Annotated in this window: 22 protein-coding genes and 1 pseudogene; 11 read left to right on the top strand and 12 right to left on the bottom strand. The window is 58.7% G+C overall.

Annotated features, from left to right (window positions below):
- Positions 1-26 precede the first annotated feature (26 nt).
- The 3 genes from AC1RN6_RS02620 to thiL all read right to left on the bottom strand — a co-directional run bounded on the left by AC1RN6_RS02620 (position 27) and on the right by thiL (position 2,115).
- Positions 27-506 (bottom strand): CinA family protein, encoded by a 480-nt coding sequence (locus AC1RN6_RS02620; protein WP_050475787.1) that lies wholly within the window; start codon positions 504-506, stop codon positions 27-29.
- Between the two features lie 110 nt (positions 507-616).
- Complete coding sequence (locus AC1RN6_RS02615; protein WP_493002824.1) at positions 617-1,153, bottom strand: phosphatidylglycerophosphatase A family protein; 537 nt, start codon at positions 1,151-1,153, stop codon at positions 617-619.
- Positions 1,150-2,115: a thiamine-phosphate kinase gene (gene thiL, locus AC1RN6_RS02610; RefSeq protein ID WP_493002823.1), complete on the bottom strand. Its 966-nt coding sequence runs from the start codon at positions 2,113-2,115 to the stop codon at positions 1,150-1,152. The genes AC1RN6_RS02615 and thiL overlap by 4 nt, the downstream gene beginning before the upstream one ends.
- 259 nt (positions 2,116-2,374) lie before the next feature.
- Between thiL and AC1RN6_RS02605 the strand changes: the two genes are divergently transcribed.
- Together AC1RN6_RS02605 and AC1RN6_RS02600 are read left to right on the top strand one after the other, a co-directional pair.
- Complete coding sequence (locus tag AC1RN6_RS02605; RefSeq protein WP_493002822.1) at positions 2,375-4,687, top strand: NADP-dependent malic enzyme; 2,313 nt, start codon at positions 2,375-2,377, stop codon at positions 4,685-4,687.
- A gap of 313 nt (positions 4,688-5,000) precedes the next feature.
- Positions 5,001-7,115, top strand: a complete 2,115-nt coding sequence (locus AC1RN6_RS02600) for a TonB-dependent receptor (protein WP_493002821.1) — start codon at positions 5,001-5,003, stop codon at positions 7,113-7,115.
- A gap of 93 nt (positions 7,116-7,208) precedes the next feature.
- Here the strand turns inward: AC1RN6_RS02600 and AC1RN6_RS02595 are convergent, their stop codons facing one another.
- Positions 7,209-7,889 (bottom strand): alpha/beta hydrolase, encoded by a 681-nt coding sequence (locus tag AC1RN6_RS02595; protein WP_493002820.1) that lies wholly within the window; start codon positions 7,887-7,889, stop codon positions 7,209-7,211.
- 138 nt (positions 7,890-8,027) lie between these two features.
- On the opposite strand from AC1RN6_RS02595, the gene AC1RN6_RS02590 reads away from it, so the two are divergent.
- Entirely contained in the window at positions 8,028-8,657 is a 630-nt protein-coding gene (locus tag AC1RN6_RS02590; protein ID WP_493003497.1) for a hypothetical protein, read from the top strand.
- Between the two features lie 90 nt (positions 8,658-8,747).
- On the opposite strand, the gene mog is transcribed toward AC1RN6_RS02590, so the two are convergent.
- Positions 8,748-9,371, bottom strand: a complete 624-nt coding sequence (gene mog / locus AC1RN6_RS02585) for a molybdopterin adenylyltransferase (RefSeq protein WP_493002818.1) — start codon at positions 9,369-9,371, stop codon at positions 8,748-8,750.
- Positions 9,355-9,960 carry a ribosome biogenesis factor YjgA gene (gene yjgA, locus AC1RN6_RS02580; protein ID WP_493002817.1) on the bottom strand — a complete coding sequence of 202 codons (606 nt, stop codon included), beginning with the start codon at positions 9,958-9,960 and terminating at the stop codon, positions 9,355-9,357. The genes mog and yjgA overlap by 17 nt, the downstream gene beginning before the upstream one ends.
- Positions 9,961-10,029: 69 nt before the next feature.
- Between yjgA and pmbA the strand changes: the two genes are divergently transcribed.
- Both pmbA and AC1RN6_RS02570 read left to right on the top strand, forming a co-directional pair.
- Positions 10,030-11,394, top strand: a complete 1,365-nt coding sequence (gene pmbA, locus AC1RN6_RS02575) for a metalloprotease PmbA (protein WP_493002816.1) — start codon at positions 10,030-10,032, stop codon at positions 11,392-11,394.
- Positions 11,395-11,807: 413 nt separating this feature from the next.
- Entirely contained in the window at positions 11,808-13,406 is a 1,599-nt protein-coding gene (locus AC1RN6_RS02570) for an MDR family MFS transporter (RefSeq protein WP_493002815.1), read from the top strand.
- Between the two features lie 84 nt (positions 13,407-13,490).
- On the opposite strand, the gene AC1RN6_RS02565 is transcribed toward AC1RN6_RS02570, so the two are convergent.
- The 4 genes from AC1RN6_RS02565 to puuE all read right to left on the bottom strand — a co-directional run bounded on the left by AC1RN6_RS02565 (position 13,491) and on the right by puuE (position 16,409).
- Positions 13,491-13,673 (bottom strand): 4-oxalocrotonate tautomerase, encoded by a 183-nt coding sequence (locus AC1RN6_RS02565; protein WP_232511910.1) that lies wholly within the window; start codon positions 13,671-13,673, stop codon positions 13,491-13,493.
- 19 nt (positions 13,674-13,692) lie between these two features.
- On the bottom strand, positions 13,693-14,448 hold the full coding sequence (locus tag AC1RN6_RS02560; protein WP_493002814.1) for a class II aldolase/adducin family protein: 756 nt from the start codon (positions 14,446-14,448) through the stop codon (positions 13,693-13,695).
- Positions 14,449-14,522: 74 nt separating this feature from the next.
- Positions 14,523-15,371, bottom strand: coding sequence for an outer envelope protein (locus AC1RN6_RS02555; RefSeq protein WP_493002813.1), 849 nt, complete (start codon positions 15,369-15,371; stop codon positions 14,523-14,525).
- 72 nt (positions 15,372-15,443) lie between these two features.
- Positions 15,444-16,409, bottom strand: coding sequence for an allantoinase PuuE (gene puuE / locus AC1RN6_RS02550; RefSeq protein WP_493002811.1), 966 nt, complete (start codon positions 16,407-16,409; stop codon positions 15,444-15,446).
- A 166-nt stretch (positions 16,410-16,575) separates the two neighbouring features.
- Between puuE and uraH the strand changes: the two genes are divergently transcribed.
- Entirely contained in the window at positions 16,576-16,929 is a 354-nt protein-coding gene (gene uraH, locus AC1RN6_RS02545) for a hydroxyisourate hydrolase (protein ID WP_493002810.1), read from the top strand.
- Between the two features lie 95 nt (positions 16,930-17,024).
- Here the strand turns inward: uraH and AC1RN6_RS02540 are convergent.
- Positions 17,025-17,370: pseudogene (locus AC1RN6_RS02540) on the bottom strand (LbetaH domain-containing protein); the annotation flags it as partial.
- Between the two features lie 157 nt (positions 17,371-17,527).
- On the opposite strand from AC1RN6_RS02540, the gene AC1RN6_RS02535 reads away from it, so the two are divergent.
- The 4 genes from AC1RN6_RS02535 (at position 17,528) to AC1RN6_RS02520 (ending at position 21,504) form a co-directional block, all read left to right on the top strand.
- Complete coding sequence (locus AC1RN6_RS02535; RefSeq protein WP_493002809.1) at positions 17,528-17,788, top strand: hypothetical protein; 261 nt, start codon at positions 17,528-17,530, stop codon at positions 17,786-17,788.
- Positions 17,785-18,507: a cobalt ABC transporter substrate-binding protein gene (locus AC1RN6_RS02530; protein ID WP_493002808.1), complete on the top strand. Its 723-nt coding sequence runs from the start codon at positions 17,785-17,787 to the stop codon at positions 18,505-18,507. Before AC1RN6_RS02535 ends, AC1RN6_RS02530 begins: the two co-directional genes overlap by 4 nt.
- 250 nt (positions 18,508-18,757) lie before the next feature.
- A complete protein-coding gene (locus AC1RN6_RS02525; RefSeq protein ID WP_493002807.1) occupies positions 18,758-19,138 on the top strand; it encodes a DUF2946 domain-containing protein in 381 nt (126 codons plus the stop codon).
- A gap of 119 nt (positions 19,139-19,257) precedes the next feature.
- Positions 19,258-21,504, top strand: coding sequence for a TonB-dependent receptor (locus AC1RN6_RS02520; RefSeq protein ID WP_493002806.1), 2,247 nt, complete (start codon positions 19,258-19,260; stop codon positions 21,502-21,504).
- A 72-nt stretch (positions 21,505-21,576) separates the two neighbouring features.
- Here the strand turns inward: AC1RN6_RS02520 and AC1RN6_RS02515 are convergent, their stop codons facing one another.
- Positions 21,577-22,959, bottom strand: a complete 1,383-nt coding sequence (locus AC1RN6_RS02515; protein ID WP_493002805.1) for an NAD(P)H-dependent oxidoreductase — start codon at positions 22,957-22,959, stop codon at positions 21,577-21,579.
- 144 nt (positions 22,960-23,103) lie between these two features.
- On the opposite strand from AC1RN6_RS02515, the gene AC1RN6_RS02510 reads away from it, so the two are divergent.
- Entirely contained in the window at positions 23,104-24,015 is a 912-nt protein-coding gene (locus AC1RN6_RS02510; protein WP_493002804.1) for a LysR family transcriptional regulator, read from the top strand.
- Positions 24,016-24,028: the final 13 nt, after the last annotated feature.

The raw sequence follows: 24,028 nt of genomic DNA, 5'->3' as shown, positions 1-24,028 counted from the left end.
TCAGGTGTTGATGATAACGCCGCCGCTCAGGTCAGCATGCGCAGCAAGCCTTGCAATGAATGCACGACAGCCTGTTCGCGCACGGCCTGACGGTCACCGGCGAATACCAGGCGTTCAGTGAAAGTCTGATCGCCGACCTTCCAGCCGAAGCAGACCGTGCCTACAGGTTTGCCGGGGACTGCGCCGCCGGGGCCGGCGATACCGGTAGTGGAGACGGCCACATCCGAGCTGCTGTTGGCAATCGCGCCTTCTGCCATGGCGGCGGCGATTTCTTCACTGACGGCGCCGTGCTGGGCGATCAACGCTTCCGAAATATCCAGCAATTCATTTTTCGAGACGTTGGAATAGGTTACGAAGCCGCAGTCGAACCATTCCGACGATCCTGCGATTTCTGTGATGGCTTGTGCTACGCCGCCGCCGGTGCAGGATTCTGCGGTCGAAAGCAGCAACTTCCTGGCTTTGAGCGCTTGGCCCACACGTGCGGCGAGGTCTGTCGAGGTGTCCATGTTGATGTCATCCTTCGTTGTTGGCGGGTGGTGGTCAACGTGTGATGAGAGGTAACTCTCATGTGCCAAGCATACTCTTGTTGGAAGCTCTTTAAAACCTGTTCACGATCTTACATGGAGCGCCAGAAAGCAAATACGAGCAAGGTATAAAACGCTGCGACGATGTCATCCCACATCACACCGAAGCCGCCTTTGAAGCGACGATCAAAATATGCAATCGGCGGCGGCTTGACCATATCGAAAAAACGGAACCAGACGAAGGCCCAGCATTGCGTTGCCAGATCGGCCGGCGTCAGCAAGACCAGCACCAGCCAGAAGGCAATGATTTCATCCCACACCATGCTGCCGTGATCCGGCGCACCCAGATCGCGGCCGGTACGATGGCAAGCCCAGACGCCCACGAAAAAACCCGCACCGATAATGAGCAGCCAGGCCAGCGGCGTAAAGATGGCGGGCCAGCGCACAGTCAGCACGGCATACGCCAGCCACGCGAACAAAGTGCCGGAGGTACCGGGCATGATCGGCGACAGGCCGCTGCCAAAACCTTGTGCGAGCCAATGCGCCGGATGCGTCAGCATGAAGCGCGCAGTCGGTCGCACGGACTTATTGAGTTGCGCCTTCCGGCCCGGTTCTATTGTTGTTGTCATGTGGTGAAATGGTCGAAAGAAGTCAGTGCAAGATCCAGCGGCTCGCCGCCGGCATCCACCAGGCGCAGGCCCGGCATAGATTCGATGACGCCGACGCGGGTGACCTCGGTGCCGGTTTTCTCGGCAGCGGCGAGGACTTGTTCGCGGCGGCTTTGCGGTGCGGTGAAGCACAGCTCGTAATCGTCGCCGCCGGAGAGCGTGAAGCGGCGGCGCAGGTCTTGCGCGTGCTGCTTCAGGATCGCGCCGGGAGGCAAAGCATCTGCGTCGAGGCGCGCACCGACGCGGGAGCGTTCGAGGATGTGGCCGAGATCACCGGCGAGCCCGTCCGAGATATCGATGGCGGCATGCGCGATGTTGCGCAGCGCCATGCCGAGCGCAACGCGTGGGGTCGGTTGGTGCATGCGTTGTGCTGCAATGTGGTGCGCCTCCGCCGCTAGTGTGAGTTCACGGCGATAGCCGGCCAGCGCCAGCCGCGCGTCACCGAGCGTGCCGGAGACCCAGATGTCGTCGCCGTCTTTTGCGGCGTCCCGGCGCAGGGCTTGCGTGAAGGGGATTTCTCCAAACACCGTGATGCTGATATTGAGCGGTCCCTTGGTGGTATCGCCTCCGATCAGCTCGCAGCCGTGTTCGTCGGCGAGTTTCAGCAATCCCTGCGAGAACGGCTCCAGCCATTCTTCGCGCGCTTCCGGCAGCGAGAACGCCAGCGTGAACGCGATCGGCTGCGCGCCCATGGCTGCCAGATCCGATAGATTGACGGCCAGGCATTTGTGTCCGAGTGCATAGGGATCGGCATGCGGAAAGAAGTGGCGGCCCTCGACCAGCATGTCGGTCGATATTGCCAATTGCATGCCCGGCGCAGGGGTGAGCAAGGCGCAGTCATCGCCGACGCCGAGCGCCGCGCGGCTGTCCGGCGCAGACGGACGCGTGAAATAACGGGAGATGAGTTCAAATTCGGAGAGCATGGGCATGATTGTAACGAATACGTCATCAACTCCCGGTAATTTATGCTGGTAATTCTTCGGCAGATTGATTGGTATGACCTTTGTCCGGCCTGTTTTGCGGGTGAAACCGGGCGCACCAACTTGCGCCCGAAGCCGCACCAGTATTGGGTCTCGGAATGCTGCGGTGCGCCATAGATCAGTAGTATCCACCCTATGAGAGCGAGCCGACCTCTGCTAAAATCGCAGGTCTTCGACAAGTCTAGAAAAGAGAACGCAGAGTATGGATTCGATGATCAGCAAGAAAGAAGAAGTGCGTCAGCAACTTCGCCAGGCAGCGCTGGAGTACCATGAATTTCCAACGCCGGGCAAGATCAGCGTCACGCCCACCAAGCTATTAACCAATCAACGAGACCTGTCTCTGGCGTACTCCCCGGGCGTCGCTGCAGCCTGCGAAGAAATCGTTGCGGATCCCGCCAACGCTTTCAAGTACACCGCGCGCGGCAACCTGGTTGCCGTCATCAGCAACGGCACCGCCGTTCTCGGCCTTGGCAACATCGGCCCGCTGGCTTCCAAGCCGGTGATGGAAGGCAAGGGCGTGCTGTTCAAGAAGTTCGCCGGCATCGACGTCTTCGACATCGAAATCAACGAAACCGATCCGGACAAGCTGTGCGACATCATCGCCTCGCTGGAGCCGACTTTCGGCGGCATCAATCTGGAAGACATCAAGGCGCCGGAGTGCTTCTACATCGAACGCAAACTGCGCGACCGCATGAAGATTCCAGTCTTCCATGACGATCAGCACGGCACCGCGATCATTGTCGGCTCGGCCATCCTGAACGGCCTCAAGGTCGTCGGCAAGAGCATTAAAGAAGTGAAGCTGGTGGTTTCCGGAGCGGGTGCAGCAGCGCTGGCTTGCCTGGACCTGATCGTTGACCTCGGCTTCCCGATTGAAAACATTTACGTCACCGATCTGGCCGGCGTGGTCTACAAGGGCCGCACCGAGCTGATGGATCCTGACAAGGAACGCTTCGCACGCGAAACCGATGCGCGCACCCTGGCCGACGTCATCCCTGACGCGGACATTTTCCTGGGCGTGTCTGCCGGCGGCGTGCTCAAGCAAGACATGGTCAAGAAGATGGCGCCGCGTCCGCTGGTGCTGGCGCTGGCCAACCCGACACCGGAAATCCTGCCGGAAGACGTCATGGCAGTGCGCGACGACGCGATCATCGCGACCGGCCGTTCCGACTATCCGAACCAGGTCAACAACGTCCTGTGCTTCCCGTACATCTTCCGCGGCGCGCTGGATTCCGGCGCGACCACCATCACGCGCGAAATGGAAATCGCCGCCGTGCACGCGATTGCCGAACTGGCGCAAGCCGAGCAATCCGACATCGTGGCTGCGACTTACGGCGTGACCAATCTGTCGTTCGGCCCTGAATACATCATTCCGAAGCCATTCGATCCGCGCCTGATGATCAAGATCGCCACTGCGGTTGCGCGCGCTGCCGAGACCTCCGGCGTGGCGGCACGTCCGATTCAGGACATGAACGCCTACGCGGAAAAGCTGGAACAGTTCGTTTATCACAGCGGTACATTCATGCGTCCGATCTTCCAGGCTGCGAAAAAAGCGCCGGAAGCCAAGAAGCGCATCGTCTTTGCCGAAGGCGAAGAAGAGCGCATCCTGCGCGCGGTGCAAGTCATCGTCGACGAATGCCTGGCCAAGCCGATTCTGGTCGGTCGTCCGGAAGTGCTGGAACAACGCATCAAGAAGTTCGGCCTGCGCCTGCGTCCGAATGTCGACTTCGAAGTCATCAACCCGAACTTCGACAGCCGCTATCGCGACTACTGGCAGACCTTCCTGGAAATGACCAAGCGTCGTGGCGTCACCGAGCAATACGCGAAGCTGGAAATGCGCCGCCGCCATACGCTGATCGGTTCCATGGCGATCCACAAGGGCCATGCTGACGGCATGATCTGCGGTACTTACGGCACCACGCAACTGCACTTGCATTACATCGATCAGGTGCTGGGCAAGCGTGAAGGCGTCAACGTCTACGCCGCCATGAACGGCGTCATTCTGCCAAGCCGCCAACTGGTTCTGGTCGACACGCACGTCAATGAAAACCCGACAGCAGAACAACTGGCGGAAATCACCATCATGGCTGCGGAAGAAATGCGCCGCTTCGGCCTGCATCCACGTGCTGCGCTGCTGTCGCATTCGAACTTCGGTTCCAGCAACAGCGAATCGGCCATCAAGATGCGTACTGCACTGAAGCTGATTCAAGAACAGGCTCCGGAGCTGGAGGCCGACGGCGAAATGCACGGCGACACCGCGCTCGATCCGAAACTGCTGGCGCAAATCATGCCGGATTCGCCGCTCAAGGGCGACGCCAACCTGCTGGTGATGCCAAACATCGACGCTGCCAACATCGCCTACAACCTGCTTAAGACAGCATCCGGCAATGGCGTGGCAATCGGTCCTATCCTGCTGGGTTGCGCCAAGCCGGTGCACATCCTGACCGCATCAGCAACGGTGCGCCGTATCGTCAACATGACCGCTTTGTGCGTCATGGACGCGATGTCGGAGCGTTGATCTGAACTGACCGGCCAGCAGCAGAACTAAGCCACCAAGCAAAACGGCGCATTTCGAAAGGAATGCGCCGTTTTTGTTTTTACCGCCAAGTGATTTTCAGCAGGGGCGAAACGCGTTTTTCTGGGGCAATGCCGGATCAGCAAATGCGAATTGAACGATTGCTGCGAATAGTTATTTTTGCTGCATAAGTACAACATACCCGATCCAATTTCATAAAAATCAGCATTTTGTAAGAATATCTTTACAAGTAGTTACATTTAAAAGTTAATATAAATAGGAATTATTACTATTAACATTTAAATTGGGTGTCTACATGCAGTTCCGCATCAAGCCGGGTTATCTGGCTGTCCTGACAACACTGTCGCTTACTTCCATTGCAACCAATCTCGCCTTTGCTCAGACCGCCGGCAGCCTGCCTGAAGTCCAGGTCAGCGGGGCCCGTGACGGTTACGTTGCGCCGACATCCGTCAGCGCCACGAAAAGCGAAGCGCCGCTGCGTGATATTCCGCAAACCATCAATGTGATCTCCGCTGAAGTCATTCGTGACCAGCACGCGACCTCCTTGCAGGACATCCTGAAAAACGTGCCGGGCGTTGGACTGTCAACCGGCGATGGGCAGCGCGACCAGGTGTTCATCCGTGGCTTTACAGCGATCGGCGATCAATTCGTCGATGGCTTCCGTGACGATGCGCTGTACTTCCGCGATCTGTCCAACGTTGAGCGCCTGGAAGTCATCAAAGGCCCTGCGGCTGTCTTGTACGGACGCGGTTCCTCAGGTGGTCTGATCAATCGGGTATCGAAGAAGCCGGGCGTTGACGTTACCGATGTCAGTCTCAGTTTGACCAGCACTGCCGGCCGTCGCGGGGAAATCGATCTGGGACGCAGCGGTGAGACAGTGTCATGGCGCCTGACCGGCGCACGCGAGCAATCCGACAGTTATCGCGCACAGCAATTCATCGACCGCACCGCAATTGCACCTTCGGTCGAGTTCAAATTTTCTTCCGATACCAAATTGCTGTTGCAAGCGGATTATCTGGAAGACCGTCGTTTGACTGACTTTGGTATTCCGTCGTATCAAGGACGGCCGGTCAGCGTCGATCCCGGTACATACTACGGCGCCGCCAATGCGCGTGACGCGGACTTCAGCCAGTCGCGTGTGGCATCGACATCGGCAACATTGACTCATCGTTTCAATGACAGCCTGTCGCTGCGCAATGCATTTCGCTACTACCAATACAAGCTGAACCGCAACAACACCAATATCAGCGGCAACGTCAATGAAGTGGCGCGCACAATGGCCTTTGGCCATGCAGCGTTGTACCGCGACGAAAGCGGCTGGTTCAACCAGACTGAACTGACACAGAAACTGACGATTGCCGGCACAAAACATGAAATCCTTTATGGCGTGGAAGTCGGCCAGCAAAGCAAGGATTCGGTAAGCTCCACCGGTCCGACGTCGGGACCGACCTCAATCTTCAATCCGGTTCTGCCTACCATCAACCCAAGCGCGGTGACTGTGACCAATCGCACCTTCGGCACCTATGACACGCTGGCCGGCTATGTGCAAGATACGATCGCATTCAGCGATCAATGGAAGGCGCTGCTCGGTATCCGCTATGACAGCTTCAAGCAGCAATCGCGCGTCGTCACGACCAGCACGGCCAATTTGTCGCGTACCGATAATGCCTATAGTCCGCGTGCCGGTTTGGTCTGGCAGCCAAGCGAAACGCAGTCGTACTATTTGTCCTGGAGCCGCTCGTTCCAGCCGTCGGGTGAAACCTTGCCGCTGGCGACCAACAATGCCGACCTCGCACCAGAAAATACGCGCAATACCGAAATCGGTGCGAAGTACGATTTCTGGGAAGGCCGCGCCAATGCGACCGTGTCGATCTTCCGCCTCGAACGTGACAACATGAAGGCGACGATTCCTGGCACGACGACGATCATCCCTGTCGGAAAACAACGTACAGACGGCGCTGAAGTGACGTTCGCTGCCGACCTGAAGCAAGGCTGGAAGGTATTGGCCGGTTATGCCTACCTGGATGCGAAGGTGATTGAGTCCGTGGCTGTCGATGGAAGCGTGAACAGCCCGGCGAACGTCCCGTTCAAAGGAAAGGCTGCAACACTGACTCCCAAGCACAGCGCCAACCTGTGGCTGACCAAGGACATTGGCTACGGCTTCACGGTCGGCGGCGGCGCCAATGCAGTAGGCAGCCGGTTTGCCAATCCAGGAAATACCGTCACGTTGCCAGGCTACTTCACCGCCGATGCAATGGCCGTCTACAAGGCAGCAAAGTACTCGGTACAGCTGAATGTCAACAACATCTTCAACACCGGCTACATCGTTTCCGGCCACGGCACCAGTCCGAACCTGAGCTTGCCGGGTGCGCCGCGTAACGTTGCGTTGACTCTGCGTTATTCGATGTAAGCAGCAATCGCTGTTGTTTCAATAAAAAAAGCCTCCGATGCGTTTTGCGTCGGAGGCTTTTTTCATGGCGCTGTCGGATCTGTTACTGTGCGCTTATTTCGGCAATACTCGCGCCAGCCAATGGCCGATATCTTCAATTTCTTCCAGGCAGACGGAGTGCTGCATCTGGTATTCGCGCCATTCAATCTGATAACCAAATGTGTTCAGCAAGTCGCGCGATTGCTCGGCGCGCTGCATCACGACGACCGGATCCTGGCGGCCATGCGCCATGAATATCGGCGTTGACTGATTAACGGCGTTGGCTTCGGCGGCAATGGTTCCAGCCAGCGGCAGGTAGCCGGACAAACACATCAGACCGGCAAGTTTCTCCGGATGGCGCAAGCCGGTTTGCAGAGTCATTGCACAGCCTTGCGAGAAGCCTGCCAGCACGATGCGTTCAGCCGGAATGCCGCGCGCTTTTTCCTGGGCGATCAATGCCTCTACCATCGCCTGCGAAGCACGCAGGCCGGGCTCGTCTTCGCGGCGGACCAGGTCCGGCCCAAAGATGTCGTACCAGGCGCGCATCACATAGCCGCCGTTGACTGTCACCGGCATGGTCGGCGCGGTCGGGAAGATGAAGCGAATCGGTTGAGATCCCGACAGATCGAGTTCACGCACAATCGGCACGAAGTCGTTGCCGTCGGCGCCGAGTCCGTGCAGCCAGATGACGGCGGCAGTAGGGTTGGGCGCGGTTTCGATTTCGATGGTCTGGAGCAGGGGGGCTTGTGAGGACATGGACGTTTTCTTCGGTTCAGGATTGTGCGGCTTTGGTGCACAATACAGGTTTGCTGTGGAGAGCGTTCTGGGGTGGGAAAGCGCCATGATACGACGATATCGCCGGAAAATCTCTGCACCGTTTCAATGGAGACCATGATGAAAAAATTGTTGGCCTTGTTGCTGCTTCAGACAAGTCTGATCATGTCCATGCCGTCGCACGCGGCGCTGCTCGAGGGCAACGTGTTTCAGCCGCTTGGTGAGAACCTGATCGTGCAGCCGCCCGCAAGCTGGCGTATGGCGTACATGAATGGCAGTCCGACCGGCGACTACGTCGTTGAATTCATGCCGCAGAACGAGACCCACGAAAATTGGCGCGAAGGCTATATGTCGGTGCAGCGCGGCGCAGCGGACGCCAGCGCCGGTACGCATCTTTCGACGCAGATCGTCCAGCGCGTGCTGCAAAGCGCGCAGCGCAATTGCGCCGGCCATTTCACGCCGATGAAGCAAAAAGACAGCATGACCAATGGTGTCTACAACTCCATCAGCGGCGGCTTTTGCGACCGCTTGGGAAGCGCTGCGCCGTTTGGCGAGGGCAGCCTGATTGCAGTCTTTGAAGGAACGAAGAATCTGTTCCTGGTGCAGTTCGGCTGGCGGCCGGCAACCGAGAACGAACTGAAGGGAAATCCTTTACGCATTACGCCGCAGAAGCTGCAGCAGTATCTCGATCTGCTGAACCGCGCGACTCTGTGCGGTGGCGGTCAGGATCAATTGACCTGTCCGCGCTAAGCGATACCACGCACGTAAATACATCATGCCGGGGATGAGCTCCCGGCTCACCCGAACGATCTGACTTTCAACCGCCTGGAAAAGCGTAAATTATTTCGCCGGGCGAATTGCCGACTTGGGACGGAAGGCCTTGCACACAGCCTCGTTGGTCTCGACGTACGGGCCGCCGATGAGGTCGATGCAGTAAGGCACGGCAGCAAAAATGCCGGGTACGAGCTGCTTGCCGTCGGCGTCCTTGACGCCTTCCAGCGTTTCCTTGATGGACTTGGGCTGGCCGGGCAAATTCATGATCAGGGCGGCGTGATCGGTACCGTCAGCACTTTCCCGGATCACGGCGACCTGACGCGACAAAATCGCTGTAGGAACGAATTGCAGGCTGATCTGGCGCATTTGCTCGCCGAAACCGGGCATTTCCTTGGTGGCAACTGCCAGCGTGGCTTCCGGCGTCACATCGCGGCGCGAAGGTCCGGTGCCGCCGGTGGTCAGCACCAGATCGCAGCCGATGTCATCCACCAGTTCGATCAAGGTCTTTTCGATTTGTGCGCGCTCGTCGGGAATCAGGCGGGTTTCCATGCGCCAGGGGCTGGTCAGCGCAGCGCCGAACCAGTCTTGCAAGGCAGGGATGCCTTTGTCTTCGTAGACACCACCGGAAGCGCGATCAGAGATCGACACCAGGCCGATCAGCAATTGGTCCGGATCAGTCTTCTTGCTCATCTTCCAACTCGTCCGCGCCGTCACCTTCTGTGGCATTGGCGCCACGCGAAGCGGCTTGCAATTGCTTGAGGATCTGGAAAATTTCGCGATACGCCTTGGGCGGCTTGTTTTCAGCCTGTTCCTTGCGAGCATTGCGAATCAGCGTGCGCAACTGCTGCACGTCGAGATCAGGATGCTGGGCAAGCAACTCGGTGAGGGCATTGTCGTCTTTCAACAACTTTTCACGGCGGCGCTCAAGCGCGTGCATGGCCGCAGTGTCCGCTTTGGAAAGCCCGCGCCAGCTGTCGAGGGTGCGCTGGATGGCGGCGATCTCGTCTTCATCCAGGGAGCGCATCTTCTTGCCGACGTATTGCATCTGGCGGCGACGGCCTTCGTGATCCTTGATTTGCTGGCATTCGAGAATGGCGTCGCGCACGTCTTCCGGCATAGGCACGCGTTTGACGCGGTCGCGCGGTTCGGCAACCAGTTCTTCGCCCAATTTCTGCAACGCAGTCATTTCGCGCTTCAGTTGGGATTTGGAGGGACGGTCGTATTCCTGCTCGAATTCGTTGGATTGGAAGCCGCAGGACCCGCGATTGGGATTTGGCATGATTCAGATAAATAAGCTAAACGACTGCTATGATACCCGTTTTATCCGCATCTCGAAGAAAACAGGCCAATGAGCGATACCGTATTTACCCACAGTCAAGACCAATTGAAGCAGCTTGCACAGGATGTGTTGCGTTACGCCAAGGAAAAGGGCGCGTCCGACGCAGCGGTTGATATCAGCGAGGGTAGCGGGCTGTCTGTAGCGGTGCGCAAGGGCAAAGTCGAAACCATTGAGCAGAACAAGGACAAGGGTATCGGCGTTACCGTCTATATGGGCGAAGGCCGCAACGTGCGCCGCGGCAACGCCAGCACCTCGGATTTCTCGCAACAGGCGCTGAAGGAAACGGTGGAAGCGGCCTACAACATTGCCCGTTTCACAGCCATCGACGATTGCGCCGGCTTGCCGGACGAAGAAAATCTCGAAATGCACCCGCGCGACCTCAAGCTGTGCACGCCATGGCTGATCACGGCGGAAGAAGCCGTCGAACTGGCGCAACGCTGCGAAGCGGCGGCGCTGTCGGTCGACAAGCGCATCACCAACAGCGAAGGCGCCAGCGTCTACGCGCAGCAATCGCATTTCGTCGCGGCCAACTCGCGCGGCTTTATCGGCGGCTATCCCTTCTCGCGTCACACCATTTCGGTCGCGCCGATCGCCGGCAAGGGCGGCAACATGCAGCGCGACGACTGGTATTCGTCAATGCGCGATCCTAAAAAACTGGCCAAGCCGGAAGCTATCGGCCGCTATGCCGCAGAACGCGCCCTGGCGCGCCTGAACGCGTGCAAGCTGTCGACCCGCAAGTGCCCGGTCTTGTTCGAAGCGCCGCTGGCTGCCGGTCTGCTGGGTGCTTTCGTGCAGGCAGTATCGGGCGGCGCGCTGTATCGCAAATCGACTTTCCTGCTCGACTCGCTGGGCAAGCAGGTCTTCCCGGATCACATTCAGATTTTGGAAGATCCGCACGTCGTCGGCGGCGTCGGCTCCGCACCGTTCGATGAAGAAGGCGTCAAGACGCATCGCCGCGAGGTCGTCAAGAACGGCGTCGTGCAAGGTTATTTCCTGTCGACCTATTCGGCGCGCAAGCTGGGGATGCAAACCACCGGCAACTCGGGCGGTTCGCACAATCTGTCGCTGACTTCGTCGCTGACGACCGCTGCAGACACCTTCAAGGGCATGCTGAAGAAGCTCGACACCGGCTTGCTGGTCACCGAATTGATGGGGCAGGGCGTGAACTACGTGACCGGGGATTATTCGCGCGGGGCGTCGGGCTACTGGGTCGAGAAGGGCGTGATCCAGTATCCGGTGGAAGAAATCACCATCGCCGGCAACATGAAAGACATGCTGCGCCAGATCGTCGCTATCGGCAACGACACGCTGATCCGCGGCACAAAGGAGACCGGCTCCATCCTGCTGGAAAACATGACGATTGCCGGCGACTAAATGCCGTTGTCGTTGATGTTGTCGATGCGCTGCATCGCAGCGCTGCAATTCCACCGCCCGATCACACATGATGTTCTTGTGCTGATCGGGTAGTCGTACGGGTAGTCATAGTTTCTCTCCCACTCCTCGTTTTCTCACCACTATCCGTTTTTCATTTGCACGCGAGTCCAGGGCAGATTTTGTCCTCGCGTATCGTCCTCCACATCCTCGATTTTGTTGCAGATTTGTTGCCGTATTGCAGTGCTCCCGGCAAACTACCGCCGCTGTTGATAAAATAGACGACTCAGTCACTTCAGGCTGGCGCCTGTGACGGATGTGGTCGTTCAAGACAAGCACGCATCAAGCAGTCATCGGCTTTGCTTGTTTTTTCGCCAACATACGTCGGCAAGCTTCAGCCAAACGATTCTCCCAACATGTCTCCACATAAAGAAGCCGCGCATTCGAGCGGTCAAGTCTTGCCTTTCCGCGAATCCCTGATGGCCACCCTCGGCATCTGCTTCGTCATCATGCTGGTGGCGCTGGATCAGACCATTGTCGGAACCGCTTTGCCGACCATCGTCGCCGAGCTCAAGGGCTTCGATCTCTATGCGTGGGTGGCCACTTCGTATCTGCTGACCTCGGTGATCACGGTGCCGATTTTCGGGCGGCTGGGAGATTACTTCGGGCGCAAGCCTTTTCTGATTGCATCGATCATCATTTTTGTCGTTGCCTCGATGCTGTGCGGGATGGCCAACAGCATGCTGTTCCTGGTGCTGGCGCGCGGTCTGCAAGGCATCGGCGGCGGCATGCTGGTCGGCACGGCATTTGCCTCGGCGGCAGACCTGTTTCCGGATCCGCATATTCGTCTGCGCTGGCAGATCATCCTGAGTGCGGCGTATGGCATTGCGACCTCGATCGGGCCATCGCTGGGTGGTTTCCTGACGCAGTCGCTGGGTTGGCGCTGGACCTTTTACGTCAACCTGCCGGTCGGTTTGATCTCACTGTTTTTTGCGATGCGCTATATCCCGCACATTCGCCACATCAAGCACGAGGGCAAGATTCGCCTCGACTGGTTCGGTGCGGTGTTGATCACCATTGCATTGGGAAGCCTGCAATTGCTGGTGGAGATGCTGCCTAAACGTGGCCTGACTATCGGCATGGCGGTTCTGCTGGTCGCCAGCGTCGCCGCTTTCTACGCCTTGTGGAAATGGGAACGCCACGTCGAGCAGCCTATCCTGCCGTTCGAGATGGTGAAAGATCCTGCCTTGTCGAGCCTGTTCCTGTTGTCGATCCTGGCCGGTTTTTCGATGTTCTCGATGCTGATGTATTCGCCGCTGTTGTTCCAGGGCGGTTTCGGCATGTCGCCGCGCGAAGCGGGTCTGCTCATCACGCCGCTGGTGGCTTGTATCACCGTGGCGAGTATCGTCAACGGCCGCGTCGTCACACGTATCCCCAATCCCAACATGATGATGTATGTCGGCTTCGCATTGATTGCGATTTCCTGTCTCGGCATCGTGTTGTCGCAGCGCGGCACGCCGACGGCCTTCATGCTGACGGCGATGCTGGCGGGCGGTTTCGGCCTCGGTCTGGTGTTGCCGAACCTGACGGTCTTTGCACAGCAGGCTGCAAGCCGCGAACATCTCGGCATCGCCACGGCCCTGCTGCAATCTTTGCGCATGATCGGCGGTATGCTCGGTACGGCGGTCACCGGTACGCTGGTGACGCAGATGTACGGCAGCGGAGTTCAGCGCGCGCTGGAAAGCGATCACGCCGCGCAATGGATGGCTGAATTCAAGGATCCGGAAATTCTCGTCAATCACGACATCCAGTCGACGCTGCTGGCGCAGATGCTGCAAGCCGGCCATAACGGATCGGCCTTGCTCGATGCGGCGCGCGATGCGCTGGTCGGAGCGATTCACATGGGCATCGCGCTGGCGATCGTGTCGGCGCTGATTGGTTTGTGGATGGTGCGCCGGGTGCCTTTGATCCGTTTTTCCAACAAGGCAAAAGTGGAACCGGTGATGTCTGAATAAAGACCCGGTAACGATTAAAAATGGCGCGCCGCTGCTATCAGTCGGCGCGCCATTTTTTTGAGCGTCAGTGTTTTATTCAGACGATCAGTCCGACCACAGCTTTCCTGCCGTCGCCCAGTTCTCTTTCTTGACGTCCTGGATAATGATGTCGACCGACTCCGGGCCGCATTGCAAGGTCTTGCAGGTTACTTCGGTGATGGCCTTCACGAGTTCGCGTTTTTGCTCGATGCTGCGGCCTTCAAACAGCTGGATGTTGAATGTGGGCATGTGCTCTCCTTGGTAAAAATCAGTTCTTGTACGACGCATCGAGTGTGTCCAGTTTGCGCAGCAGCGCCGGCCATTCGAGCAAGCCTTCCGGGCTGCCGTCGCCGAGCAATTGCTGGTGCGTCTTTCTGCACACGTCGGCAGCGGGCATGTGCAGCGCTTGTCCGCCGGCTTGGGCCAGCAGTTGGATGCGGCAAGCCTTGTCGAGCGTATCCATCAGCACGTAGGCCTCAGCGATGGTGCGGCCGCAAATCAGGCTGCCATGGTTGCGCAACAGCAGCGCAGGATAGTTGCCCAGACGTTCGATCAGCTGTGTCTGCTCGCCCGGCGTCAGCGCCAGTCCCTCGTAATCGTGGCAAGCAATCTGTTCGTAAAAGCGCAATGCGTGCTGCGACAGCGGCAGCAATCCCTGAGGCAGAGCGCTGACGGCAACCGCATGGTCGTTATGCAAATGCATGACGCAATGCGCATCGGTGCGTGCTGCATGCACCGCGCCGTGGATCGCGAAACCGCTGACATTGATGCGGTAAGGGCTGTCGCCGACGATCTGGCCGTGCTGGTCGATCTTGACCAGGTTCGATGCGCAGATCTCGTCGAAACGATAGCCGAACGGGTTCAACAAAAAATGTCCCGGCTCATCCGGCACCGTGGCCGAGATATGCGTGTAGATGACGTCGTCCCAGGCCTGCAGCGCACATAGCCGGTAACAGGCGGCGAGATCGACACGGGTTTGCCATTCGGCGTGACTGATATGAGCTGGCTTGACAGAGTCGATCATGGCATTGGTGACAACAGGGGAGCAGGAATGAAAAAGGGGACGCAACAGCGTCCCCCGGCATGTTACACCCAGACCTAGAAGTGGTATTCCGCGCGGATCATCGGTGTCTTGGCGAAGGAGCCCGGCACCTTGGATTGGTTGCCGAACTTATTGCGCCAGTATTGATATTCCAGACCGATGCGGAAGGTGTTCTTGCCCAGTCCCATCGGCGTGCCGACGTCGTACATGACCTGGCCGTCGAAGTTCAGTTCAGGGCTGGTCGGGCTGCCGAACTCATCCTTGCCCTTGGCAGCGATGTAGTTCACATAGCCTTCAAACGCAAAGCCGCTGGTGCCGAAAGGAATGCCCCATGCGGCGGTCAACATCGGGTGCACATCATACGAATAGCGGCTGGAGATACCGACCGGCTGGTTGCTTTCCCACAGCGCCAGCAAGCTGATATTCAGGAAGCCGGGCACATCCATCATCAGCGTCGGACCGGCGACGATCATGCGTTTCTTGGAGCTGTAGCCCGGATCGTTTTTGGTATTCCAGTCGAAGCCTGCGGTAAAACCGACGCCGCGTGCCGGTCCGAAGGACAAGTCCTTGCCGGCGATCTTGCCGATGTCCAGCGTATGGCGGTAGGTGATGTAGGCTTCCTGGGCATTGCTGTCCTTGTTGTCGGACATCAGCAGGTCCACGTTCAGGAAGTTGGTGCCGTACTTGTAACCGCTGGCGTGCGTGAAGTTGATGATGTTCTTGCTGATGTCCTGCGTGTTGTACGGCTCGGCGAACTTGGTGCCGTAGCGGTAGCCGATGGAATTGTCGGCCCAGTCGGCGGCATGCGCCTGCTGTATGGCAGCCATTGCGGACAGCCCTATCAGGCCTGCCGCTGCGAGATGTGTGCTTACTGGCTTGCGCAGGATTGCGTTTGCTTGTTGCATGGTGTCTCCTCCATTAAATGGTATGTCGAACTGCTTTTTTATAGTGTTCCGTGGATCCGCCACGGCGGTAGATCAAACCTTGCCGAACGTGTGCGGATGGGGATGTGTCTTGCGCCAGTGATCCGCGATGTCGATGCGGCGCGTCACCCAGACCTTGTCGTGTTGTTGTATGTAGTCGAGGAAGCGCGCCAGCGCCGCTGCACGTGCAGGGCGGCCGACGATACGGCAGTGCAGGCCGATCGACAGCATCTTGGGGCGATCCAGTCCGGCCGGATCGCCTTCGGCATAAAGCACGTCGAAGGCGTCTTTCAGATAGTCGAAGAACTGCGTCCCCGAGTTGAAGCCCTGCGGCGCGGCAAAGCGCATGTCGTTGCTGTCGAGGGTGTAGGGGACAATCAGTTGCGCCGCCGAGGCCGATGAGCCGTCGGCATTGCGCACAGCTACATTCTCCCAATATGGAAGGTCGTCGGCATAACTGTCGGCGTCGTAGGCGATGCCGCCATGCTCGGCGACCAGGCGGCGCGTGTTGGGGGAATCACGGCCGGTGTACCACCCCAGCGGCGCGTTCCGGGTGATGTCCTTGATGATGGCGACGGCTTCGGCGATGTGTTGGCGTTCGGTCGCCTCATCGGTGTTCTGGTAACTGATCCAGCGCAGGCCGTGGCAGGCGATTTCGTGACCCAGCTCGAGGAAGGCGGCGGTCGCGTCCGGATTGCGCTGCAACGCGCGCGCCACGCCGAAAATGGTCAGCGGCAGCTTGCGGTCTTCAAACATACGCAGCAATCGCCACAAACCAGCACGCGAGCCATACTCGTAGATCGATTCCATGCTCATGTGGCGCGCCGGGAAGCTCTGTGCGCCGATGATTTCGGACAGGAAAACTTCCGAACCGGCGTCGCCGTCGAGTACGCAATTCTCGGCGCCTTCTTCGTAGTTCAGCACGAACTGCAAGGCAATGCGCGCGCCGCCCGGCCATTGCGCGTGCGGCGGCGTGCGGCCGTAACCGGCCAGATCGCGTGGGTAGTTGGAATCTTTCATGTCTCCTGCCTTCTGCTCGTTCTTTTGATTTGTTTCATGTGATCGCCGAATTATGTCTTTAGAATTGATTGTGGATATAAGCTGGAACGTATATAGACCTCAGCACTGCGGTATATCATTTGACGGTCAAAGAATGTACAAAAATCTGCTAAAGAGAGGAAGCACAATGGGAAAACTGAGCACCCACGTCCTGGACGTGACCCAAGGCAAGCCGGGCGCAGGCGTCAAACTGGCCCTGTATGCCATCAAGGGAAATGAAAAAGTGTTGCTGAAAAACGCCGTTACCAACAGCGACGGCCGTTGCGACGCGCCGTTGCTGCAAGGCGACGAATTGCTGGCCGGACGTTATGAGCTGGTGTTTGGCGCGGGCGACTATTTCGCCGGCCAGGGCGTGCAATTGCCGGCGCCGCGCTTTGTCGACGAAGTCGTCATCGCTTTCGGCATCGCCGATCCGGCGCAGAATTATCACGTGCCGCTGGTGGTTTCGCCATGGTCGTATTCGACTTATCGCGGTAGCTGATCGCTCAGCTTGGAACATAAAAAATCCGGCCCTCCCGAAAGGAGCGGCCGGATTTTTTTATGGGCTGCAGAAATACTGAACGCAGAACCGCAGAATCAGAATTCGTTCCGCAGCTTCTTGTAGCCTTGCACCAGTTCATTGTTGGTGCGGGGCACATCTTCGGAGAACTCGGATGCCTGTGCCGACACGCGCGGCAGGGCGTCGAGATCGGTCTGTGGGCCGATGCGCAAGGTTGAGGGCAGAGAAGCCCGGCGGCAGATGGCAGCAGTCCACTACGGCGTTGTAGCGCACCACGCAGCCGTCGCCGATCACGCAGTTAAACAGCACACCGTCCTGGATGGGGGAATGGGTGCCGATGGTGATGGGATCCATCTCGCCTTTTTCATTGACCTCATCGGGGCGGATGACGGCGTAGGGGCCGATGAAGACGTTTTGGTGCAGGGTGTAAAAGGCGCGTCGATTGTATGGGTTTTGTTTGTTCAGGGTTTTGTCAGGAAGTGATTGTCTCTGTCCGCATCAATCTCTATAATGATAATCATTCTCGATAGTTAAAAGGCGCCGCTTGTTGAACAAATCAACAAGCCAACAAGACGCCTCCATGTCCGTATCCAGCGGACAAATCCCGATTTATCCAGAGCCCGCCAAGCCTCAAGCCAGGCCAGATGTGCGTTGCAGCGATGCGGTTCCACGATTTTATATCGCCGCTGCGAACGCGCCCGAAAGTAATTCAGCAATGTCCGGTACGCCCGATGTTTCCAGTCCCGTGAAGATCGTGGCTCAGGAAGGGACTGTTTTGCGTCCGGTCTGTTTGTCTTATTGCATCACTATTTCATTGACCCTGAAAGGAAGCACTACATGAAACGTCTTGTCATTCCCGCTTTGTTGTCCACCATGCTGTTCGCTGCATCGGCGCAAGCCCACCACGTCTGGCTGCAACAGGACGCCAAGTCGGCCAATTTCTACTTCGGCGAATTTGCAGAAAACCTGCGCGAAGTATCGCCGGGCCGCCTCGATAAGTTCGAGCAGCCGACAGCCATCCTGCTGGGCAGCAATGGCGACAAGACGCTGGATCTGAAAAAGGGCAAGAACGGTTTTGCGCTATCCGCACGCGCCGGCAAGAACGAATCCATCATCGCCGAAGAAGCGCATTACCCGGTGCTGGAGCGCAAGACCGGCGACACCGTCGTGCGCACCGCATGGACACCGGCTGCACGTCTGGTGACCTCCGATGCAGAGCAGGCGCCACGCCTGACGCTGGATGTCGTGCCGACCGGCAAGCGCGGCGAGTTCAAGCTGTTCTACAAAGGCCAGCCACTGCCGAAGACCAAGATCAATATCCAGGTGCCGGCCGGCTGGAGCAAGGAAAGCCACACCGATGAACAAGGCGTCGTGAAATTCGATCTGCCATGGCAAGGCACTTATGTCGTCGAAGCGCACCACACCGACAAGACCGCCGGTGAACGCGACGGCAAGCCTTACGATATCGCCAGCTTTGTCACCAGCCTGACACTGACGCAAACCAAGGGCATCAAGGCGGTGCCTGCAGCGCCTGTGATGGAACCAAGCCCGATCAAGTAAGGACAGGTTCCGGTCGCGGCGGGCAACTGTACGCTTGCCCGTCAACGCCGGTTTTCATGGGGTGCGGCAATTTGTCGCACCCTGTTCTTCTCTCGTTTTTCTTCCTCTTTTTCTATAACTCGATTCCTCGTAATGCCTTGTCTGTAAAGGCTTACGGTCGATATGCCAATTCTCGTTGCTCGCCGCCTCGTTAGTTCTGCGGCGCTCCGTCACAGTGCGCGGCGACACCTCTGCGTGCTACAGTCGCCGGATGGGGAAGCGATCAACAATCAAACAAAAAATCACCGCCTGGACCGCCATTTTTGCGGTGCTGCTGATGGTGCTTGCGCCGACGCTGTCGCGCGCTTTTTCGTCTGAATCCTCTTCTCCGAATTTTTGGATGGAAATCTGCAGCGCCTACAGCGGCAAGAAAGCTGACGCGCCTGCTTCCGGAAATGAACAACTCGCCGCATCGACAAAATGTCCCTACTGCGTAATGCATGCCGACGTGCTGACGCCGGCACCCGCTGTCGCTGTCAATGAAACCGTCTTCACGATTGCGCATTTGTTGCCGCGCTTGTTCTATCGTGCGCCGCAGCCCCTGTTTGCATGGACCGTCGCGCCGTCGCGTGCGCCACCCGCAACGGCCTGAAGAAGCTTGTCTCCAGCTTGCCGGGTTTGTCGGCAAGCGAATCAAAACATCCTTATTCACCTGCTTCTGCACGCGCCTGTCTTGCTGCGTAACGTGCGGAAGCCGCCGGTCACCAATACATGAAAACATCTACACCATTCCCAGGAACCTTGCGTCCGTTATTGCTCGCGCTGATCGCCGCCTGGACGCCGCTGAGCCAGGCTGAGGGTAGCGATCCCGCCTTGCCTGAAGTCGTCGTCAAAGAATCGCAATCCATCAGCGAAAAGAACAAGCTGCCGACCACCACCGAAAGCATCACCGCCGCCAGGGTCGCCGACACCATCAACGCGATGAACGTCGAAGACACGTTGAAGTACATGCCCAGCGTGATGGTGCGCAAGCGTTTCATCGGCGACACGCAGGCGCCGATGTCCACGCGCACCACCGGCATCAACGCCAGCGCGCGCAGTCTGATCTATGCCGACGGCATGCTGCTGTCGGCGCTGATCAACAACAACAACGGCAACGGTTCGCCGCGCTGGTTCATGGTGGCGCCGGAAGAGATCGAACGCATCGATGTGCTGTACGGTCCCTTCGCAGCGGAGTATCCCGGCAACTCCTACGGCGCCGTCACCGCGATCACGACGCGCATGCCAGAGCATTTCGAAGCCAGCGTCAAGGCCAACACCGCCTTCCAGGACTTCAATCAATACGGCACCAGCAATACCTATCGCTCGCAAGAGTTTGCCGCCACGCTCGGCAATCGCAGCGGCGACTGGTCGTGGTGGTTCAGCGCCAATCATCTGGACAGCTACAGCCAGCCCGTGACCTACATCACGGCGGCCACAGCGCCTGCGGGCAGCAGCGGTGCTTATCTCACGCAGGATCGCACCGGCAAAAACATGTACGTCCTCGGCGCAGGCAACCTGACGCACACGGTGCAGGACAACGCCAAGATCAAACTGGCCTACGACTTCTCGCCGACGCTGACGGCGACATACACGCTGGGCTACTGGCAGAACCGGGCCGATGCGCATGCGCAGTCCTACCTGACCAATGCCGCCGGCGCGCCCGTCTACACGAGCGCCTTCTCCAGCAACGACACCGAGCAGGAACAATGGATGCAAAGTCTTGCGGTCAGAAGCAAGACGCAAGGAGTCTGGGACTGGGAAGCCGTTGCCAGCAGTTTCTATGTCGCCAAAGATCAGACGCGTACCTCGACCGGCGCCTATCCTGCCGCACAAAACGGCGGCGCCGGCACCATCGCCGACGCCGGCGGCACCGGCTGGAACACGGTCGATCTCAAGGGCATCTGGCGGCCGCAGGGTAATGGCGGTGCGCATATCGTCAGCTTCGGCAGCCACTACGATCAGTACAAGCTGGTCAGTCCGACTTACCTGACCGGCAACTGGATTTCCGGCGGCAACGGCGCCTTGTCGGTCGACTCGCGCGGCAAGACCGAGACCAGCGCCTTGTGGGCGCAAGATGTGTGGCGTCTTTCGCAAAACTGGAAGGCGACCCTGGGTGGACGTTACGAATGGTGGCGCGCCTTCGGCGGCTATAACTATGCCGTGGCAAGCGGCGGCATCAATCAGCCCGAAGTACGCAATTCCGGATTCTCGCCGAAGCTGTCAGTAGCCTGGGCGCCTGACGATCAGTGGCAGGTGACGGGTTCGTTCGGCAAGGCGCTGCGCTTTCCGACCGTTGGCGAGCTCTACCAGAACGTGCAGGGCAGCGACGGCATTTTCCGCCAGCCGAATCCCAACCTGAAACCGGAACGCGTCCTGTCGAGCGAACTCGCCATCGAACGCGCCCTCGACAAAGGCAAACTGCGTCTGTCGCTGTTCCAGGAAGAAGTCTCCGACGCCTTGATTTCGCAAACAGCCACGCTGGGTTCGGTGGTGTCGTCCTTCACGCAGAACGTCGACAAGACGCGCCAGCGCGGCGTCGAATTTGTCGTGCAAAAAGACGATGTGCTGATCCGGGGACTGGAGATCAACGGCAGCGTGACCTATGTCGATGCGCGCATTCTCGCCAACAGCAGTTTCGCCTCCAGCACCACGACCTCGGTCGGCAAGCGCACCCCGTATGTACCGGAATGGCGCGCCACGCTGGTGGGCACCTATCGTCCCGACGATCACTGGGCTTATACACTGGCGGGACGTTATAGCGGGCGTCTCTATTCGACGGTCGACAACAGCGACGTCAACACGCACACCTACCAGGGCTTCGACGGTTTCATGGTGTGGGATGCGCGGGTGCGCTACAAGATCGACAAGCACTGGAGCACGGCGGTCGGTATCGACAATCTCACCAACAAGAACTACTTCCTGTTCCATCCCTTCCCGGAGCGGACCTTGTTTGCGGAGTTGAAATACGACTTCTGATTTTGCTGTTTCAAAAAAACAAAAGCCGCCACGCAATGTATAGCGCGGCGGCTTTTTTTATTGAATTGAAAATCAGGCGGCAATGCTGGCGCGCGGCGCAGCCAGCCCCATCTCCTTGCGGAACAGTGCTTCCATCTCACGGCGGATACGAACCGACTCCAGGCTGCTGTCGATCGCGACGTCGCTCCAGCGTACAGTCTGGCCGGCGGCAACCGGACGCTGCAGCACGAGGTGATGCGCCAGACCGATCGGCAGCGCTTCCGCATTGAGTGAATCCACCGCCGGCATCAGCTTGCCATAGACCATGTGGCCGCCTTCGCCGTCGAGTTTTTCACCAGGCTTGAGATCGCGCTTGGCGGTGGCGACGGTGTCGCCGCTGAACGCCAGCGTGTTGCCGGTCGGCTGGCCGCGTACCGCGATGTTGGCGACCGAGATGCCCAGTTCCAGACCGATCAGATGGTAGGGTTTGTACATGGTGGCGTAGCGGCCGCTGGAATCGGTCTTGAGGCCGTATTGCGCGAAGCAGTCGCGTACATAATCGCTCGGCGCTTCGAAGGTGACGTACACGCCCCAGCGCAGATCGCGGAACACCGGACGGCCGTCGCGCTCCAGCGACGACACCACTTCCACCGTACCCGAATGCGACAGGATGCCGCCCGCCGATACCGGCTTGAGAATGTTCGGCAGGTCATCGACGCCGCACGGCGGAAAGGCCAGTCCGTTTGCGCCCGGCGTCAGGCCGCAGGCGTTGGCGACCGCGCCCATTTCCAGAGCCGACTTGGTGCCGTCGAGGAAGGAGTTGAACATCTGTGCATTGAAGTCTCCCGACGCTACCTGCGCTTCGCTGAAGCCGTAATGTCCCCACACCGTATCCGGCGTCGACTGATGATAGACCGGCAGATACTTGGTGCCTTTGCCGGCGCAGACGACTTCAAAGCCGGAGGTGCGCGCCCAGTCGACCATCTCGGCAATCAGTGCCGGCTGATCGCCGTAGGCCATCGAATAGATGATCCCGGCTTCGGCGGCGCGGCGCGCCAGCAGAGGGCCGGCGAGAGCGTCGGCTTCGACGTTGACCATGATGATGTGCTTGCGATGCTTGCAGCACAGCAGTGCGTGACGGATGCCGGCGGCGGGGCTGCCGGTGGCGTCAATGACGATGTCCAGCTGCGGATGCGAAATCATCGCTTCGGCGTCATCCTGCACAAAGGTGCTGCCGTCGCGCAGCGCCTCGTCCCAGGAGCGTGCGGCATGCATGTCGTCTTTCCAGCCGACGCGCGCCAGCGCCTGTTTTGCGCGCGTGGGCGACAGGTCGGCAATCCCCAGCAGATGCACGCCGGGTGTGCGCGGCACCTGCGAGAGGAACATCGAACCGAACTTGCCCGCGCCGATCAGGCCTACGCGCACCGGTTTGCCGGCTTCGGCCAGCGCCTTCAATTGTTGGAACATGGTTGCCATGCTGTCTCCTGATGTTGTCGTTATGGCGTCTGCAGATATCCGTCTATACGGTCGCAGCCTGGAAAAAGAGTAGCATTGGGATTTTTCGTGGTAAATGCCGAATATCACACACTTCGTGTGCAAAAAATCCCATGTAAAAACACCATGCGTAAATTCGACTGGAACGATCTGCAAGCCTTTCTCGCCGTGGTGCGCGCCGGCCGTCTGACGGTGGCGGCGCGTCAGCTCGGTATCGATCATTCGACCCTGAGCCGGCGCATCGCCGGGCTTGAGGCCTCACTCGGTGCGGTGTTGTTTGACCGCCGCTCGGCCGGTTATGCCCTGACGACCGACGGCGAACGGCTGGTGGCCGATGCCGAAGCCATGGAAAGCCTGGCCGTGCGTATCCGCGCGCGTCAGGACGATCCCGCGCAAGGCCTGACCGGATCGATTCGCATCGGCACGCCGGAAGCCTGGGGCACTTACTTCCTGGCGCCGCAACTGAATTTGCTGGCGCAACAACATCCCGAGCTGGAAGTGGAGCTGATCGCCAATCCGCGCATGTTCAGCCTGTCCAAGCGCGAAGCCGACATCGCCATCAGCATGACGCGTCCGGAGCAGGGACGTCTTTATGCGCGCCGGCTGAATGATTACGAACTGGGGATTTATGCGGCAAAGGATTATTTGCAGCAGCATGGTCATATCGACAATAAAGTCCAGTTGGAGGCGCATGCCTGGGTCGGCTATGTGGAAGACCTGATGTGGTCGCGCGAGCTGGACTATCTCTCTGAAATATCGCCGTCGCTGCGGCCGCGCATCCGGATTTCCAACATCATCAGCCAGATGGCGGCGGTGGTCGGCGGAGCAGGGCTGGGTGTGTTGCCGTGTTTTATGGCGCGCCGAGAGGAAAGGCTGGTGCGGCTGTTGCCGGAGATCCGTCTATACCGATCCTACTGGCTGATCACCCATGCCGATGCGCGCGACATCTTGCGGGTCAACGTGGTGGCGGACTTTATTGCGGAGCGTGTGCAGGCAGAAGGGGAGAGATTCTGGATCGATCATCCGGCCGCAAGATGACATGCCGGCATGG

The organism is Herbaspirillum sp. GW822-FHT03A08, from assembly GCF_058801885.1.
Note: the sequence above shows the minus strand (reverse complement) of the source record. Positions and strands in the feature narration are given on the sequence as shown.

Bases quoted from the DNA above. Each gene is read 5' to 3' on its own strand.
- AC1RN6_RS02620 (WP_050475787.1), bottom strand. From the start codon at position 506: ATGGACACCTCGACAGACCTCGCCGCACGTGTGGGCCAAGCGCTCAAA.
- AC1RN6_RS02615 (WP_493002824.1), bottom strand. From the start codon at position 1,153: ATGACAACAACAATAGAACCGGGCCGGAAGGCGCAACTCAATAAGTCC.
- thiL (WP_493002823.1), bottom strand. From the start codon at position 2,115: ATGCTCTCCGAATTTGAACTCATCTCCCGTTATTTCACGCGTCCGTCT.
- AC1RN6_RS02605 (WP_493002822.1), top strand. From the start codon at position 2,375: ATGGATTCGATGATCAGCAAGAAAGAAGAAGTGCGTCAGCAACTTCGC.
- AC1RN6_RS02600 (WP_493002821.1), top strand. From the start codon at position 5,001: ATGCAGTTCCGCATCAAGCCGGGTTATCTGGCTGTCCTGACAACACTG.
- AC1RN6_RS02595 (WP_493002820.1), bottom strand. From the start codon at position 7,889: ATGTCCTCACAAGCCCCCCTGCTCCAGACCATCGAAATCGAAACCGCG.
- AC1RN6_RS02590 (WP_493003497.1), top strand. From the start codon at position 8,028: ATGAAAAAATTGTTGGCCTTGTTGCTGCTTCAGACAAGTCTGATCATG.
- mog (WP_493002818.1), bottom strand. From the start codon at position 9,371: ATGAGCAAGAAGACTGATCCGGACCAATTGCTGATCGGCCTGGTGTCG.
- yjgA (WP_493002817.1), bottom strand. From the start codon at position 9,960: ATGCCAAATCCCAATCGCGGGTCCTGCGGCTTCCAATCCAACGAATTC.
- pmbA (WP_493002816.1), top strand. From the start codon at position 10,030: ATGAGCGATACCGTATTTACCCACAGTCAAGACCAATTGAAGCAGCTT.
- AC1RN6_RS02570 (WP_493002815.1), top strand. From the start codon at position 11,808: ATGTCTCCACATAAAGAAGCCGCGCATTCGAGCGGTCAAGTCTTGCCT.
- AC1RN6_RS02565 (WP_232511910.1), bottom strand. From the start codon at position 13,673: ATGCCCACATTCAACATCCAGCTGTTTGAAGGCCGCAGCATCGAGCAA.
- AC1RN6_RS02560 (WP_493002814.1), bottom strand. From the start codon at position 14,448: ATGATCGACTCTGTCAAGCCAGCTCATATCAGTCACGCCGAATGGCAA.
- AC1RN6_RS02555 (WP_493002813.1), bottom strand. From the start codon at position 15,371: ATGCAACAAGCAAACGCAATCCTGCGCAAGCCAGTAAGCACACATCTC.
- puuE (WP_493002811.1), bottom strand. From the start codon at position 16,409: ATGAAAGATTCCAACTACCCACGCGATCTGGCCGGTTACGGCCGCACG.
- uraH (WP_493002810.1), top strand. From the start codon at position 16,576: ATGGGAAAACTGAGCACCCACGTCCTGGACGTGACCCAAGGCAAGCCG.
- AC1RN6_RS02535 (WP_493002809.1), top strand. From the start codon at position 17,528: ATGTCCGTATCCAGCGGACAAATCCCGATTTATCCAGAGCCCGCCAAG.
- AC1RN6_RS02530 (WP_493002808.1), top strand. From the start codon at position 17,785: ATGAAACGTCTTGTCATTCCCGCTTTGTTGTCCACCATGCTGTTCGCT.
- AC1RN6_RS02525 (WP_493002807.1), top strand. From the start codon at position 18,758: ATGGGGAAGCGATCAACAATCAAACAAAAAATCACCGCCTGGACCGCC.
- AC1RN6_RS02520 (WP_493002806.1), top strand. From the start codon at position 19,258: ATGAAAACATCTACACCATTCCCAGGAACCTTGCGTCCGTTATTGCTC.
- AC1RN6_RS02515 (WP_493002805.1), bottom strand. From the start codon at position 22,959: ATGGCAACCATGTTCCAACAATTGAAGGCGCTGGCCGAAGCCGGCAAA.
- AC1RN6_RS02510 (WP_493002804.1), top strand. From the start codon at position 23,104: ATGCGTAAATTCGACTGGAACGATCTGCAAGCCTTTCTCGCCGTGGTG.